Origin of the sequence: Streptomyces sp. NPDC026092, from assembly GCF_040638605.1 — a bacterium.
Lineage (GTDB): Bacteria > Actinomycetota > Actinomycetes > Streptomycetales > Streptomycetaceae > Streptomyces.
The window spans coordinates 281,003-294,393 of sequence record NZ_JBEZYN010000002.1; the positions used below are offsets into that span (position 1 = coordinate 281,003).

The 13,391-nt window shown below is 70.5% G+C and carries 14 protein-coding genes and 1 riboswitch; of the genes, 6 read left to right on the forward strand and 8 right to left on the reverse strand.

Annotated features, from left to right (window positions below):
- Window positions 1–76 precede the first annotated feature (76 nt).
- The 5 genes from AB0F56_RS03915 to AB0F56_RS03935 form a co-directional block, all read right to left on the reverse strand.
- Window positions 77–1,840 (reverse strand): ABC transporter substrate-binding protein, encoded by a 1,764-nt coding sequence (locus AB0F56_RS03915; RefSeq protein WP_362003608.1) that lies wholly within the window; start codon window positions 1,838–1,840, stop codon window positions 77–79.
- A 116-nt stretch (window positions 1,841–1,956) separates the two neighbouring features.
- Complete coding sequence (locus tag AB0F56_RS03920) at window positions 1,957–2,961, reverse strand: ABC transporter permease (protein WP_362003610.1); 1,005 nt, start codon at window positions 2,959–2,961, stop codon at window positions 1,957–1,959.
- A gap of 310 nt (window positions 2,962–3,271) precedes the next feature.
- Window positions 3,272–4,060 (reverse strand): enhanced serine sensitivity protein SseB C-terminal domain-containing protein, encoded by a 789-nt coding sequence (locus AB0F56_RS03925; RefSeq protein WP_362003612.1) that lies wholly within the window; start codon window positions 4,058–4,060, stop codon window positions 3,272–3,274.
- A gap of 43 nt (window positions 4,061–4,103) precedes the next feature.
- Window positions 4,104–4,841, reverse strand: a complete 738-nt coding sequence (locus AB0F56_RS03930) for an enhanced serine sensitivity protein SseB (RefSeq protein WP_362003613.1) — start codon at window positions 4,839–4,841, stop codon at window positions 4,104–4,106.
- Between the two features lie 137 nt (window positions 4,842–4,978).
- Entirely contained in the window at window positions 4,979–5,659 is a 681-nt protein-coding gene (locus AB0F56_RS03935; RefSeq protein ID WP_362003615.1) for an AAA family ATPase, read from the reverse strand.
- 140 nt (window positions 5,660–5,799) lie between these two features.
- A riboswitch (glycine riboswitch) is annotated at window positions 5,800–5,905 on the forward strand.
- A 161-nt stretch (window positions 5,906–6,066) separates the two neighbouring features.
- Between AB0F56_RS03935 and gcvT the strand changes: the two genes are divergently transcribed.
- The 4 genes from gcvT (at window position 6,067) to AB0F56_RS03955 (ending at window position 10,462) form a co-directional block, all read left to right on the forward strand.
- A complete protein-coding gene (gene gcvT / locus AB0F56_RS03940) occupies window positions 6,067–7,194 on the forward strand; it encodes a glycine cleavage system aminomethyltransferase GcvT (protein WP_362003617.1) in 1,128 nt (375 codons plus the stop codon).
- 88 nt (window positions 7,195–7,282) lie between these two features.
- The gene (gcvH, locus tag AB0F56_RS03945; protein WP_362003619.1) at window positions 7,283–7,660 is read left to right on the forward strand and encodes a glycine cleavage system protein GcvH; all 378 of its coding nucleotides are present in this window, start codon (window positions 7,283–7,285) and stop codon (window positions 7,658–7,660) included.
- Window positions 7,661–7,684: 24 nt separating this feature from the next.
- Entirely contained in the window at window positions 7,685–8,944 is a 1,260-nt protein-coding gene (gene glyA, locus AB0F56_RS03950) for a serine hydroxymethyltransferase (protein ID WP_362003621.1), read from the forward strand.
- A 147-nt stretch (window positions 8,945–9,091) separates the two neighbouring features.
- A complete protein-coding gene (locus AB0F56_RS03955; RefSeq protein WP_362003623.1) occupies window positions 9,092–10,462 on the forward strand; it encodes an L-serine ammonia-lyase in 1,371 nt (456 codons plus the stop codon).
- Window positions 10,463–10,476: 14 nt separating this feature from the next.
- Here the strand turns inward: AB0F56_RS03955 and AB0F56_RS03960 are convergent, their stop codons facing one another.
- Window positions 10,477–11,115, reverse strand: coding sequence for a hypothetical protein (locus AB0F56_RS03960; protein ID WP_362003625.1), 639 nt, complete (start codon window positions 11,113–11,115; stop codon window positions 10,477–10,479).
- Window positions 11,112–11,999 carry a hypothetical protein gene (locus tag AB0F56_RS03965; RefSeq protein ID WP_362003627.1) on the reverse strand — a complete coding sequence of 296 codons (888 nt, stop codon included), beginning with the start codon at window positions 11,997–11,999 and terminating at the stop codon, window positions 11,112–11,114. Before AB0F56_RS03965 ends, AB0F56_RS03960 begins: the two co-directional genes overlap by 4 nt.
- Before the next feature lie 31 nt (window positions 12,000–12,030).
- Between AB0F56_RS03965 and AB0F56_RS03970 the strand changes: the two genes are divergently transcribed.
- Window positions 12,031–12,201 (forward strand): hypothetical protein, encoded by a 171-nt coding sequence (locus AB0F56_RS03970; RefSeq protein WP_362003629.1) that lies wholly within the window; start codon window positions 12,031–12,033, stop codon window positions 12,199–12,201.
- A gap of 261 nt (window positions 12,202–12,462) precedes the next feature.
- Here AB0F56_RS03970 and AB0F56_RS03975 read toward each other — a convergent pair whose 3' ends face one another.
- On the reverse strand, window positions 12,463–12,678 hold the full coding sequence (locus AB0F56_RS03975; RefSeq protein ID WP_362003631.1) for an EF-hand domain-containing protein: 216 nt from the start codon (window positions 12,676–12,678) through the stop codon (window positions 12,463–12,465).
- A gap of 73 nt (window positions 12,679–12,751) precedes the next feature.
- Here AB0F56_RS03975 and AB0F56_RS03980 point away from each other — a divergent pair, with 73 nt between their 5' ends.
- Entirely contained in the window at window positions 12,752–13,390 is a 639-nt protein-coding gene (locus tag AB0F56_RS03980; RefSeq protein ID WP_362003633.1) for a GNAT family N-acetyltransferase, read from the forward strand.
- Window position 13,391: the final 1 nt, after the last annotated feature.

The following is a 13,391-nucleotide window of genomic DNA, read 5'->3' on the forward strand; positions in this document are numbered from 1 at the left end:
CCGTGCGCGGCCATCACCTGCCCTTCGGACCTAGCGGCGGGTGGTGCGCCGTTGGAGCGGGTGGATTGACTCGGACTTACTTCATGACGCCGAGCGACGAGTAGTCGTAGCGGCCGTTGTAGGCGTCGGCCGTGTAGACGTTGGTCAGTCGCGAGGAGCGCCAGATGATGTTCTTCTCGTGCGTGAAGGGCAGGTAGACCGCGGCCTCGGAGACCTTGGTGTTGATCTGCTTGTAGAGCTCGCCGGCCTTGACCGGGTCGGTCTCCTTCAGCGCCTGGTCGAACAGGCCGTTGACGGCCGGGTCGTTCAGCTCCGAGAAGTTGTTGTTACCGCTCTGGAGGATGAAGCGGCCGTCGACGAGCGGCTGCAGGAAGCCCTGGCCGGTCGGGAAGTCGGCGCCCCAGCCCATGATGATGATGCCGTAGCCCTTCTCCTTGACCACCTTCGGCGAACCGATGATGCCGGAGGTCTGGGCGCCGTCGAACTGGTCGATCTGGGCGTCGATGCCGACGGCCTTCAGCGACTGCTGGAGGGACTCGGCGGTCGCGATCTCGATCTTCTTGTTGTTGCGGACCGCGATCGTGGTCTTGAAGCCGTTCGGCTTGCCGCACTTGGCCAGGGCCTCCTTGGCCTTGGCCACGTCCGCCTTGCCCTCCAGCTTGCCGTACGGGTCGGCCTTCGGGTCGGCACCCTTGATCGCCGGCGGCAGCATGTTGGAGGCGATGTCGCCACCGGCCTGCGGGCCGCCACGGGCGGTCTGCAGGGACTTGGAGTCGGCCGCGTAGATGATCGCCTTGCGGCACTCGACGTTGTCGATGACCGTCTGCGGGAAGACCGCGTAGCGGATGAAGCCGGTCTGCGGGTTGTCCGCGTTCTCCTTGTGCTGCTGGAGCACCTTGGCGCGGGCCGCCGCGCCGACACCGGTGGCGTTGAGGTCGAGGTCGTACTCGCCCTCGACCAGACGGTTGTCCATGTCGTCGGCGTTGGTGGTGAACTTGACGCTGATCTTGTCCGGCAGCGCCTTGCGGACGGTGTCCGTCTTCGCGTCCCACTTGTCGTTGCGGACGAGCAGCATCGACTTGTTCGGGGTGTACGACTGCCACTTGTACGGGCCGGAGGAGAAGGGCTTCAGGCCGTACTGGGCCTTGGTGTCCTTGTCCTGGCGGACCGGGGAGGCGGCGGGCATGGCCAGCATCTGCAGGAAGTCACCGTTGGCGACCGGCAGCTTGAAGATGATGGTCTTGTCGTCCGGGGTCTCGATCGCCTTCAGGCCGAGCTTGTCCGGGGTGGTGTCCTTGTAGGGACCCTTGTACTCGCCCTTGGGGTCGAGGACCTGCTGGAGGTAGATCGGGCCGCCGGAGATGACGTCCTGCGCCCAGATGCGCTCGATGCCGTACTTGATGTCCTTGGAGGTGATCGGCTTGCCGTCCTCCCAGGTGACCCCGTCCTTCAGCGTGAAGGTGTAGGTCAGGCCGTCCTCCGAGACCTTGCCGGCGTCGGTGGCGAGGTCGGGGACCAGCTCGGTGGAGGCGGCGCCCGGCTCGGCCTTGAAGGTGACCAGCTGGCGCGTGTAGTAGCGGGCGAAGTCCCACACGAAGCCGTAGTAGCCGCGCTGCGGGTCCCACGAGTCGGCCTCCTGCGAGCCGATGAACTTCAGCTCGCCGCCCTTCTTGTCCGAGGGGTTGGCGACCTTGTTCACCGCGGCGTTGAAGCCGGGTGCGCCGGTCTTGCTCTTGCCGTCGCCGGTGCCGCCGCCACACGCGGTGGTGACGACCATCGTGGCCGCGGCGAGCAGCGCGCCGGCGGCGATTCTGCGCCGCGAAGAGCTGTTCAGAGTCATGGTCTCGCAACCTCCGGAATAGTGGCGGCCGTTACGGCGGTCCGCCGGTGTTGATTGCCTCCTGTCAACAGCGGCAGGGGCGGGTCTGTACGGGCGTGCGGGCGGTCTGCGGGCGGTCAGCGAGCGGCCTTCGGGTCGAGCGCGTCCCGCACGCCGTCGCCGAAGAGGTTGAACGCCAGAACGGTGATGAAGATCGCGAGGCCGGGGATCACCATGAACAGGGGGTCCGACTCGTAGGTGGAGATGGCCGTCGACAGCATCTGGCCCCAGGAAGCGGTGGGCGGCTTCACACCCGCGCCGAGGAAGCTGAGGGCCGCTTCTGTGAGGATGTTGGTGGGGATCATGAGCGTCGCGTAGACCATGATCGGGGCGACCAGGTTGGGCAGCAGCTCCCGGCGCAGGATGTAGAGCCGGCCGGCGCCGAGCGAGCGGGCGGCCTCCACGTACTCGCGGTTGCGCAGCGAGAGGGTCTGGCCGCGGACGATCCGGCCGACGTACGGCCAGCCGAAGAAGCCGATCACGATCACCAGCGCGCCGATGCGGACCCCCGAACCGGAGAAGCCGAGCAGCTCGTTGGGGAGCACGGAGACCAGGGCGATGGTGAAGAGCAGCTGCGGGAAGGCGAGCATGACGTCCATGACGCGGCTGAGCGCCGCGTCGACCCAGCCGCCGAAGTAGCCGGCGACGATGCCGAGGATCGTGCCGAGGACGACCGCGAACATCGCAGCGAGGAAGGCGACGAGGAGCGAGATCCGGGCGCCGTAGACGATCCGGCTGAAGACGTCACGGCCGTTGACGGGCTCGACACCGAGCAGGAAGTCGGAGCTGATGCCGCCGTAGGGACCGATCGGGGTGCCGAAGAGCGGGTCGATCTGGTCCTCGTGGAACTCGTCCGGCGGGTGGCCGAGCAGACCCACGATGACGGGCGCGAGGATCGCGACGACGACCAGGAAGATCACGATCGCGCCGCCGGCCAGCGCGAGCTTGTCGCGCTTGAGCCGGGTCCAGGCGATCTGCCAGGGGGAACGTCCCTCGATCGTCTTGCCGGGCGGCGCTGGGGGCACGGCATCGACGGCGGCGGTCGACTCGGCCGCACTCGTCTCGTGCAGTGGTGCCGTCATCGTGGTGAGGACCCCTCTCGGCCGCCGGTAGCCGGCCCTTGCCCGCCGCGGGTAGCGGCTTGGTGGAACAACTGCGGGGCACCGGCCAGGAGGCCGAACGCCCGGTGTTCCGGGGAGTCTTCAATGTGGTCGCGATCACCCGCCAGACCTGACGGGGAATGTTTGCGCAACCGTGATGCGGTTCGTTGCCTTCCGTTATCCGGACGCTGTGATCGCGCCAGCGGACCATCTCGCCCACTATTCGGCCAGAACGGACATCCGACCCAACCCCTGTGTGACAGGGGTCAATTGGTGCGACGGAACGGACGTATCAGTACGTACGCGGTACGGCCGGCGGGTAGCCGTAGCCCGGGGCGGGCGGCGCGGGCGCCGCGTGCGCGTCGCGGTCGTAGAACGGGCGCGCGTTGGCGCGCAGCCACATCGCGACGGGGTCGTACGCGTCCGACATCGCGACCGTCGAGACGGGCAGGCCGTCGGGGACGGCGGAGACAGACTGGCGCATCATCGCCCGCACCGACTCGACCGAGGCGGCCGAGGTGTCGTACAGGTCGAGGCCGATGGCGAGGTACGGGGTGCCGAGCGCGGGATGCACCCAGGCCCGGCGCAGCGTCCGTACGGCCGGGGTGCGGTGGGCGTTCTGGGTCAGCAGGGCGTAGAACTGCGGGATCTCCAGGGCAGGTTCGGAGAGCCTGAGCGGTCCGGCCGGCATCCGGTCGAGGCCGGTGGCGATCCGGCGCAGGTCGGCCCAGGGGATGCCGACGCCGCCGTTCTGGTCGTGCGGATTGAGCCAGATGCCCACCCGGTCGGGGAAGAGCGCGCCGGCGATCTCGCGCCCGGTGACCACCTCGTGGGCTCGGTTCCAGCCGGAGGCGGCGAGCTCCTGGGCGGAGGTGACGCAGGGGGCGTACCCGAGGCCGTCGACCTCGATGTTCCCGTACTGGGCGTCGGACGAGCCGGGCGTGCCCTGCCAGAGCAGCATCCAGACACCGCCGTCGGCGAGGGCGCGCAGCAGGTCCTCGTACGCCTCGTAGCGTCCGGGTGTGACCTGGCGCAGCATGTGCTCGACCTGTCCGGTCGCAGCGGTGCCCGACGCGCTCACGCTGTTTTCCGCCCCTCTTCCGTAGACCCCATCAGCTTAGTTATCAGGAGGCCCGCTGGTAGAAGGGGCGCACCCGCTCCAGCATCCACTCGCCGACCGGGTCCTGTGCGACGTCGAGCAGGATGAGGTTGACCGGCCAGGCCACCTCGACCCGGCCGAGCGCGCGGCCGAGGGCGTCCAGCGGGGCGTTCCGGTCGACGCCGTCCCAGGTGACGAGCTCGACGCCGACGAAGAGGGCCGGTTCGGTGCCCTCGACGCTGGCGAGGGCGCGGCGGGCAGAGAGGACGACTCCGGTGGCCTCGAACTCGGCGGCCGCGGCGGAGAGGAAGTCGACGGGGTCGTCCTGCCAGTCGGGCTCGAAGAGCCGGACCCGGCCGCCGCTCGCGGGGCCGTCCAGCGGGGTGCGGCCGGTCCGGCAGAGCTCGGCGACGGCGGGCGGGGGCAGCGGGGCGCCGACGGTGCCGCCGGGGTTCACGGCGATGCCGAGCTGCGGGGGCAGGCCGCGGGCGAAGTCCCGGGCGGGGGCGACGGTGAACGACATGTGGCTGCCGACGCAGGCCAGGAACTGCTGCTCGGAGCTGAAGACGGGGACGTACGGGAGTCCGTCGATCTCCATCGTGGGCAGGTCGAGGTCACGGCTCTCGGGGCTGCCGCCGTTGGGCAGCGGCACCCAGACGGGGCTCCGGCCGAGGACCTCGACGAGGCGGCCTCCGGCGGAGGGGTTGCCGAGCGAGGCCGCGAGGACCTCTTCGAGCTCGTTGCCCGGCCACGTAACGTCCACGGTTCCCGCTTCCCCTGTCTCACGCGTCCTGATCGCGCTGTCTCACGCGTCCTGATCGCGCGTCTCCCGCGTCCTCGTCACGACGCCCTCGGGGCAGAACCCTAACGCCGCCCTGGCACCCCCGTGGCCAAAAGCGCTCAGTGGACGGAGCGGAAGGCGATGGTCCGCAGGGCGCCGGCGGCGTCCCGGTCTAGCAGGGTCGCCGAGGCGCAGCCCCGGGGCAGCCGACCCGACTCGACCGAGCCGAGGAGCCGGCCGACGGCCCGGCGGTGCCGGGCGAAGGCGTACCCCGAGACGCCCCGGCCGCGCTCGCGCTGGCCGGCGCGGGCGGTGTCGGGCGTGACGTCGAGCAGGATCAGATGGAGGGCGCTGCCGCGGCGGCGGGCCTCGCGGGCCAGCCAGTTCCGCACCCAGGACTGGGTGCCGCAGTCGTGGACGACGACGCTCCGCCCGGCGCGCAGGACGCGCCAGAGCCCGGCGTAGTGCGCGATCCGGGCCAGCGGGCGGTAGACCGCGTACGGCAGGAAGGCGGGCAGCCGGGCCTCCCAGCGCTCGCGGGCGTCCTGGGAGTCGATGCCCAGGCCGTCCGCGGCGCGCCGCATCAGGGTGGACTTGCCGCTTCCGGGCAGCCCGGAGACCACCACGAGGTCGCCCGCGGCGAAGGCGAGCGTCCGGGGGCCGCGGCCGCCGCGCTCGCGCAGGTCGCGCAGCAGGGGCGCGGCGCGGCGCCTGCGGGTTCTGGCGCGGGCGCGGGCACGCGGGCCGGGTATCCCCGTCCCGGTGCCCGTGGCGTAGGCGCCGGAGTGCTGGATCGTCATCGTCTCTCCCCCAGTCGGGTCCCGAGAACCCCTTGCCCACAAAGTGTAAAGAAGGGGTAATCAGTCACAAGCGATTTGCCGATCGGACACCGCGTGCAATGATGTCCGCGCCAAGCGCACACAACCGCATACCGGCCGCTCGAATCCGCGCGGGAGAGTCCCGGAACCACCTCCACGGTGGGCCCCGGGCGCCGAAGGAGCAAGACCCTCCCTTGAATCTCTCAGGCCCCGTACCGCGTGGATGAGGCAGATCTGAAAAGCGGGACGCCTTCCGGCGTTCCCACCCAAGGTGCAAGCCGAGGTCTCGGTGACGAGATGCCCTCGGTGAACCTCTCAGGTTCCATGACAGATGGGGAGGACGTCCTCGCCCGTCATGTTTTCCGCCCTTGGGATCCGGGAGCCACCTCATGAGCACGTCTGCCCCCCGTCTGACCGCCCTCGATGCCCTGCATCGCTCCCTGGGCGCGACCATGACCGACTTCGCCGGCTGGGACATGCCGCTGCGCTACGCCAGCGAGCGGGACGAGCACCTCGCCGTCCGCACCAAGGCGGGCCTCTTCGACCTCTCCCACATGGGCGAGATCACCGTCACCGGTCCGCAGGCCGTCGAGCTGCTCGACCACGCGCTGGTCGGCAACATCTCCACGGTGGGTGTGGGCCGGGCGCGGTACACGATGATCTGCCAGGAGGACGGCGGCATCCTCGACGACCTGATCGTGTACCGGCTCCAGGAGCACGAGTACATGGTCGTGGCGAACGCCTCCAACGCGCAGATCGTCCTCGACGCCCTCGTGGCGCGTGCCGAGGGCTTCGACGCCGAGGTCCGCGACGACCGTGACGCGTACGCCCTGATCGCCGTCCAGGGCCCGGAGTCCCCCGGCATCCTGAAGTCGCTCACCGACGCCGACCTGGACGGGCTGAAGTACTACGCGGGCCTCCCGGGCACGGTCGCCGGGGTCCCCGCGCTGATCGCCCGTACCGGCTACACCGGCGAGGACGGCTTCGAGCTGTTCCTGAAGCCGGAGCACGCCGAGGGCGTCTGGAAGGCGCTGACCGAGGCGGGCGCGCCGGTCGGCCTGATCCCCTGCGGCCTCTCCTGCCGTGACACGCTCCGCCTGGAGGCGGGCATGCCGCTGTACGGGCACGAGCTGACGACCTCGCTCACCCCGTTCGACGCGGGCCTGGGCCGGGTCGTGAAGTTCGAGAAGACGACGAACGAGGGCCGCTTCGTGGGCCGCGAGGCGCTCGAGAAGGCCGCCGAGCGCGCCGAGACCGCCCCGCCGCGCAAGCTCGTCGGCCTGATCGCCGTGGGCCGCCGGGTCCCGCGCGCCGGGATGGCGGTCGTCGCGGACGGCCAGGTCATCGGCGAGGTCACCTCGGGCGCCCCGTCGCCGACGCTCGGAAAGCCGATCGCGATGGCCTACGTGGACGCGGCGCACGCCGCGCCCGGCACCCAGGGTGTAGGTGTGGACATCCGCGGCACCCACGAGCCGTACGAGGTCGTGGCGCTGCCCTTCTACAAGCGCCAGAAGTGACGTTTCCCACCCCGTCACGTCTCACCTCCCGTCTCATCCCGTAAGACCCGCGTTCATCAGTACTCCCCCGATCCAGGAGAATCACGACATGAGCAACCCCCAGCAGCTCCGCTACAGCAAGGAGCACGAGTGGCTGTCGGACGTCGTCGACGGCGTCGCGACGGTCGGCATCACCGAGCACGCGGCGAACGCCCTCGGTGACGTCGTCTACGTGCAGCTCCCGGAGGTCGGGGACACGGTGACCGCGGGCGAGTCCTGTGGCGAGCTGGAGTCCACCAAGTCCGTCAGCGACCTGTACGCCCCGGTGACCGGCGAGATCGTCGAGGCCAACCAGGACGTCGTGGACGACCCCTCCCTGGTGAACACCGCCCCGTTCGAGGGTGGCTGGCTGTTCAAGGTGCGCCTCGCGGGCGAGCCGGACGACCTGCTCACCGCCGACGAGTACACCGCCTTCACCGCCGGCTAACCGAGACCCCGTAGGGATCGATTCATGTCGCTTCTGAACACCCCTCTCCACGAGCTGGACCCCGACGTCGCCGCCGCCGTCGACGCCGAGCTCCACCGCCAGCAGTCCACCCTCGAGATGATCGCCTCGGAGAACTTCGCTCCGGTCTCGGTCATGGAGGCCCAGGGCTCGGTCCTCACCAACAAGTACGCCGAGGGCTACCCGGGCCGCCGCTACTACGGCGGCTGCGAGCACGTCGACGTGGCCGAGCAGATCGCCATCGACCGGATCAAGGACCTGTTCGGCGCCGAGTACGCCAACGTCCAGCCGCACTCCGGCGCCTCCGCGAACCAGGCCGCGCTCTTCGCGATCGCCCAGCCCGGCGACACGATCCTGGGCCTGGACCTGGCGCACGGCGGTCACCTGACCCACGGCATGCGCCTGAACTTCTCGGGCAAGCAGTTCAACGTGGTCGCGTACCACGTGGACGAGGCCGGCCTGGTCGACATGGCCGAGGTCGAGCGCCTCGCCAAGGAGCACCGCCCGAAGGTGATCATCGCGGGCTGGTCCGCCTACCCGCGTCAGCTGGACTTCGCCGAGTTCCGCCGGATCGCCGACGAGGTCGAGGCGTACCTGTGGGTCGACATGGCCCACTTCGCGGGTCTGGTCGCGGCCGGTCTGCACCCGAACCCGGTCGCGTACGCGGACGTGGTCACCTCGACCACGCACAAGACGCTCGGCGGCCCGCGCGGCGGCATCATCCTCGCGAAGAAGGAGTTCGCGAAGAAGCTGAACTCCTCGGTCTTCCCCGGATTCCAGGGTGGCCCGCTGGAGCACGTGATCGCGGCCAAGGCCGTCTCGTTCAAGATCGCGGCCTCGGAGGAGTTCAAGGAGCGCCAGCAGCGCACGCTCGACGGCGCCCGGATCCTGGCCGAGCGCCTGGTCCAGGACGACGTCACCGCGCACGGCGTCTCGGTCCTGTCCGGCGGCACGGACGTGCACCTGGTCCTGGTGGACCTGCGCAACTCCGAGCTGGACGGCCAGCAGGCCGAGGACCGTCTCCACGAGGTCGGCATCACGGTCAACCGGAACGCGATCCCGAACGACCCGCGTCCGCCGATGGTCACCTCGGGTCTGCGCATCGGTACGCCGGCGCTCGCGACCCGCGGTTTCGGCACCGAGGACTTCGCCGAGGTCGCCGACATCATCGCGGAGACCCTGAAGCCCGGCTTCGACGCGGACGCCCTCAAGGCCCGCGTGACCGCTCTGGCCGAGAAGCACCCGCTGTACCCCGGCCTGAAGTAATTTCGTACCCTTTTGTTCGTACGAAGCTCCGGGGCACCGCGCACACTGGTAGTGAGCGGTGCCCCACCCCTTTGTTCCGCCTGTTTCGTCCTCCGTTCTGCACCACCCCGGCAGACAACGGCGTCAGCCCCCCACAAGGAGTTCCCCGTGGCCATCTCGGTCTTCGACCTGTTCTCGATCGGCATCGGCCCGTCCAGCTCGCACACGGTGGGCCCGATGCGGGCCGCCCGGATGTTCGCGCGCCGGCTGAAGAACGAGGGCCTCCTGGCGCACACGGCGTCGATACGGGCCGAGCTGTACGGCTCGCTCGGCGCGACCGGCCACGGCCACGGCACGCCGAAGGCGGTCCTGCTCGGCCTGGAGGGCAACTCTCCGCGCACGGTGAACGTGGAGACGGCGGACGAGGAGTTCGAGCGGATCAAGGCGAGCGGCCGGATCAACCTGCTCGGCGCGCACGAGATCCCCTTCGACTTCGACGAGGACCTGATCCTGCACCGCCGGAAGGCGCTGCCGTACCACGCCAACGGCATGACGGTCTTCGCGTACGACGCGGAGGGCGCGCTGGTCCTGGAGAAGACGTACTACTCGGTCGGCGGCGGCTTCGTCGTGGACGAGGACGCGGTCGAGGGCTCGGACCCGATCATCCCGGACGACACGGTCCTGAAGTACCCGTTCCGTACGGGCGACGAGCTGCTGCGTCTCGCGAAGGAGACCGGCCTGTCGATCTCCGCGATGATGATGGAGAACGAGAAGGCCTGGCGCACGGAGGAGGAGATCCGCGCGGGCCTCCTGGAGATCTGGCGGGTCATGCAGGCCTGCGTCTCGCGCGGCATGTCCCGCGAGGGCATCCTGCCCGGCGGCCTGAAGGTCCGCCGCCGCGCCGCGAACACGGCCCGCAAGCTGCGCTCCGAGGGCGAGCCGGCGGCGCTGGCGATGGAGTGGATCACGCTCTACGCGATGGCCGTGAACGAGGAGAACGCGGCGGGCGGCCGCGTGGTCACCGCCCCGACGAACGGCGCGGCGGGCATCATCCCGGCGGTCCTGCACTACTACATGAACTTCGTGCCGGGCGCCGACGACGACGGCGTGGTCCGCTTCATGCTGGCGGCGGGCGCGGTCGGCATGCTCTTCAAGGAGAACGCCTCGATCTCGGGCGCCGAGGTCGGCTGCCAGGGCGAGGTCGGCTCGGCCTGCTCGATGGCGGCCGGCGCCCTCGCGGAGGTCATGGGCGGCTCCCCGGAGCAGGTCGAGAACGCGGCCGAGATCGGCATGGAACACAACCTGGGCCTGACCTGCGACCCGGTCGGCGGCCTGGTCCAGATCCCGTGCATCGAGCGCAACGGCATGGCGGCCGTCAAGGCGGTCACGGCGGCCAAGATGGCCCTCCGCGGCGACGGCAGCCACCTGGTCTCCCTGGACAAGGTCATCAAGACGATGAAGGAGACCGGCGCGGACATGTCGGTCAAGTACAAGGAGACGGCGCGGGGCGGTCTCGCGGTGAACATCATCGAGTGCTGATCAGCACGGGCTGATCACCGCCTGCTGATTCCCGGGGCGGTCCGGGCCTCGTGCGGGTTCGGCTCGTCGCGCAGCAGCGGCACCGGGCCCCGCAACGCGAATCCGCCGGGGAGGTCCAGCCGGCCGCCCCGGCGCTCGGCGATCACCGCCCCCTGCGCCCCCAGGCTCACGTCGACCGCGCACTCCCCTGACCGCACGCCGGTCAGACAGGTGTCGCGGACCACGCAGACGAGCCCGGAGATCCAGAAGACCACGCTCAGCTGCACGTCCAGTGTGCCGATCTTGGCGCCGTCCACGTAGACGTCGACGTAGGGCCGGTGCGTGGAGGTCACCCGGTGGGTCGCGAGCGCGACGACCTCCTCGCTGCCCGGCAGATCCCGGGTACGGCGCGCGGCGGACTGGAGCGCGGAGTGGCCGCGCCAGCCGGCTGCGGCCAGGTCGAGCACGTCGAGGCCGAGGAAGTCGTCCACGACGGTGGCCAGCTCGTGCTCGACCGCCCGGTCGGCAGCGGGCGTCCGGCCCCGTACGGGCGCGAGCAGCGGCTCGGCCGTGCCATGGGCACGCAGCGGGCCGTCAAGGCCCTCACCGTCGCCGAGCAGGAACGAGCGGACGGTCGTCGGGGTCGTGGCCCTCGCGGGCGCGGTCGTGGTCATCGGTCCTCCTCGTCGAGGGTCTGCCGGCCGGGGTCCGGGTGCGGGTCGAGCCGGGTGGAGTGGGTGGGCGGCTCGCCGGGCGGCCGGTACTCGGTCAGCGCCGTGTCGCCGATGGCGGGCCGCAGGGTCGCCCGTACGTGGTTGCGCACCCAGCGGGGGCCGCGGTGCAGGCGCCCGAAGTAGACGGCCGCGGCGGCGGCGAGGGCGAGCGCGCCGCCGAGGGATGCGGGGCCGACGACCCACCCGACGGGGGTGGAGCCATCGCCGTTGCCTCCGGGCGGGACGTTCGGGTTCGAGTCGGTCGGGTTCGGATCCGTCGAGTTCGGATCCGTCTGGTTGGGGTCGGTCGGGTTCGGATCCGTCGAGTTGGGATCCGTCGGGTTCGGCTCGTCAGTGACCTCGTACGAAGCCTCGTCGTACTGCTCCGGATAGTCCTGGCAGACCGCCACCACTGTGTGCTCGCCCGACTCCGCGTCGCTCGGTACCGGGATCTCGGTGGCGAAGGTGGCCTGCTCCGTGACGGGGGCGGTGGCCAGCGGCGGCCCTTCGCCGTCCCACCGCAGGTCGACGTTCGAGCACCTGAAGCCCGTGCCCTCCGCCTGTACGGTGCTCCCTTTCGCGCCCTCCTCCTCGGCGAGGGTGAGGAGCGGGTCCCCCGGGGTTTCGACGACATAGTCCGCGTCCGCATAGAGGGACGGCTCATCGGTGCACTCGGCCCGCAAGGTGTAGGTGTCCGGGTCCGAATCCGGGACGGTCTCCGTGTATGAGAAGTCGCCGTTCTCCGCCACGGGGATGCCGGACGCGATCGCGGGCCCGTCGACCACGTGGAGATACACGGTGCCGGCGGGGCACTCCTGGAAGCCCGTGCCCCGGACGTCGATCACGTCCCCGACGGAGCCGTGGTCCGGGTCGAGCGTGAGGGAGGCCTCGGCATCCGGTGGTTCCGTCGTCGGCGCCGGTTCCGATGTCGTGGGCGGCGGCTCCGACGTGCCGGGTGGCGGCTCCGTCGTCGGCGGCGGGGGTTCCGTCGTGTCCGCCGGCGGTTCCGAGGTCGTCGGCGGGGGCGTCGGTTCGGCCGACGCCTGAATGGCGACCGGTCCCACGCTGATCGCTACGCTCAGAAGCACAGCCATCAGCAATCGACGCACCAGCCGCGCGGCAGTGACCATAGGAAGGAGGGATTGGGGAACACCCCTATTTTCCCATCAGGTTCACACCCGCGCGCGTCGTCCCTCCCGGCGGCTCAGCCGGGCGCGTCGGCGCTCGGTCGGCGCCGGTGCCCGGGCGGGCGGCACCTCACGTGCGTCTACGCACGGAGTGCGCGCCGCCCGCCACGCCCCGCAGGGGTCAGGCCTTGTTGAGGTGGGACCAGAACTCGTCCCACGACAGCTTGCCGTCGCTGTTGCTGTCCCGCTGCTTGATGAGCGCCTCGGCGACCGTCTCGGTCACGTTGAAGTCGCCCAGCTGGGCCATGACGCTCTTGTACTCGGAGGCGGTGATGAAGCCGTCCTTGTCCACGTCGAACCGATCGAACGCCGTGCGTGCCGACTCGATGTCCGCCACTGTTTCCGCCCCTTCTTGGTGCTTCTCTGACGGGGTCAGATTAGCGGGCGCGACCATGTCAGATGATGGGGGTATGAGCGATGACGTGGGACGGATTCTTGCGGCGGCCGCCGGCGGACTGTTTCCGCCGCCCGACGGGGGTACGACGATCGTGCCGCAGCCCAGCCCCCGCGATGCCGGAGTCCTCGCCTTCACCGCGCACTCCGTCGTGTTCACCGACGCGGATCCGGACTGGGTACGGGCCGAGCTGGCCGCCACCGCCAGTGATCCGCTCGCCGCGTCCATGAATCCGGGCTTCCTGCTCGCCCTCATGCGGCGTACCGGCCGGCGGATGAACACCGTCGACCTGCTCACCGTCGCCCCCGCCCTGCCCGGCGCCCCCGAGCTGCCGCTGCGTGAGATCGAGGATCCCGAGCATCCCCGGGTCGCGCGGGCGATGAAGTACCGCGACGACGTACGCGTCTGGGGCGCCGAGGGTGGTCTGCTCGTTCTCGGGCGGGGTGTCGCCGGGCGCTGGGAGGCCGCGATCGAGGTGGACGAGGACGTCAGGCACCGCGGGATCGGCCGAGCCCTCGCGCTCGCCGCCCGGCACCTGACACCGGGCGACGTCGTCTGGTCCCAGCAGTCCCCCGGAAACGCCCGCAGCGTCCGGGTGTTCCAGGCCGCCGGCTATCGGCCCGTCGCCTCCGAGGCCCTGTTGAGCGCCGGGTGAC

What these genes read in the sequence shown, in the direction of transcription:
- gcvH (WP_362003619.1), top strand. Translation starts at nt 7,283, where the DNA reads ATGAGCAACCCCCAGCAGCTCCGCTACAGCAAGGAGCACGAGTGGCTG.
- AB0F56_RS03915 (WP_362003608.1), bottom strand. Translation starts at nt 1,840, where the DNA reads ATGACTCTGAACAGCTCTTCGCGGCGCAGAATCGCCGCCGGCGCGCTG.
- AB0F56_RS03960 (WP_362003625.1), bottom strand. Translation starts at nt 11,115, where the DNA reads ATGACCACGACCGCGCCCGCGAGGGCCACGACCCCGACGACCGTCCGC.
- AB0F56_RS03980 (WP_362003633.1), top strand. Translation starts at nt 12,752, where the DNA reads ATGAGCGATGACGTGGGACGGATTCTTGCGGCGGCCGCCGGCGGACTG.
- AB0F56_RS03920 (WP_362003610.1), bottom strand. Translation starts at nt 2,961, where the DNA reads ATGACGGCACCACTGCACGAGACGAGTGCGGCCGAGTCGACCGCCGCC.
- gcvT (WP_362003617.1), top strand. Translation starts at nt 6,067, where the DNA reads ATGAGCACGTCTGCCCCCCGTCTGACCGCCCTCGATGCCCTGCATCGC.
- glyA (WP_362003621.1), top strand. Translation starts at nt 7,685, where the DNA reads ATGTCGCTTCTGAACACCCCTCTCCACGAGCTGGACCCCGACGTCGCC.
- AB0F56_RS03935 (WP_362003615.1), bottom strand. Translation starts at nt 5,659, where the DNA reads ATGACGATCCAGCACTCCGGCGCCTACGCCACGGGCACCGGGACGGGG.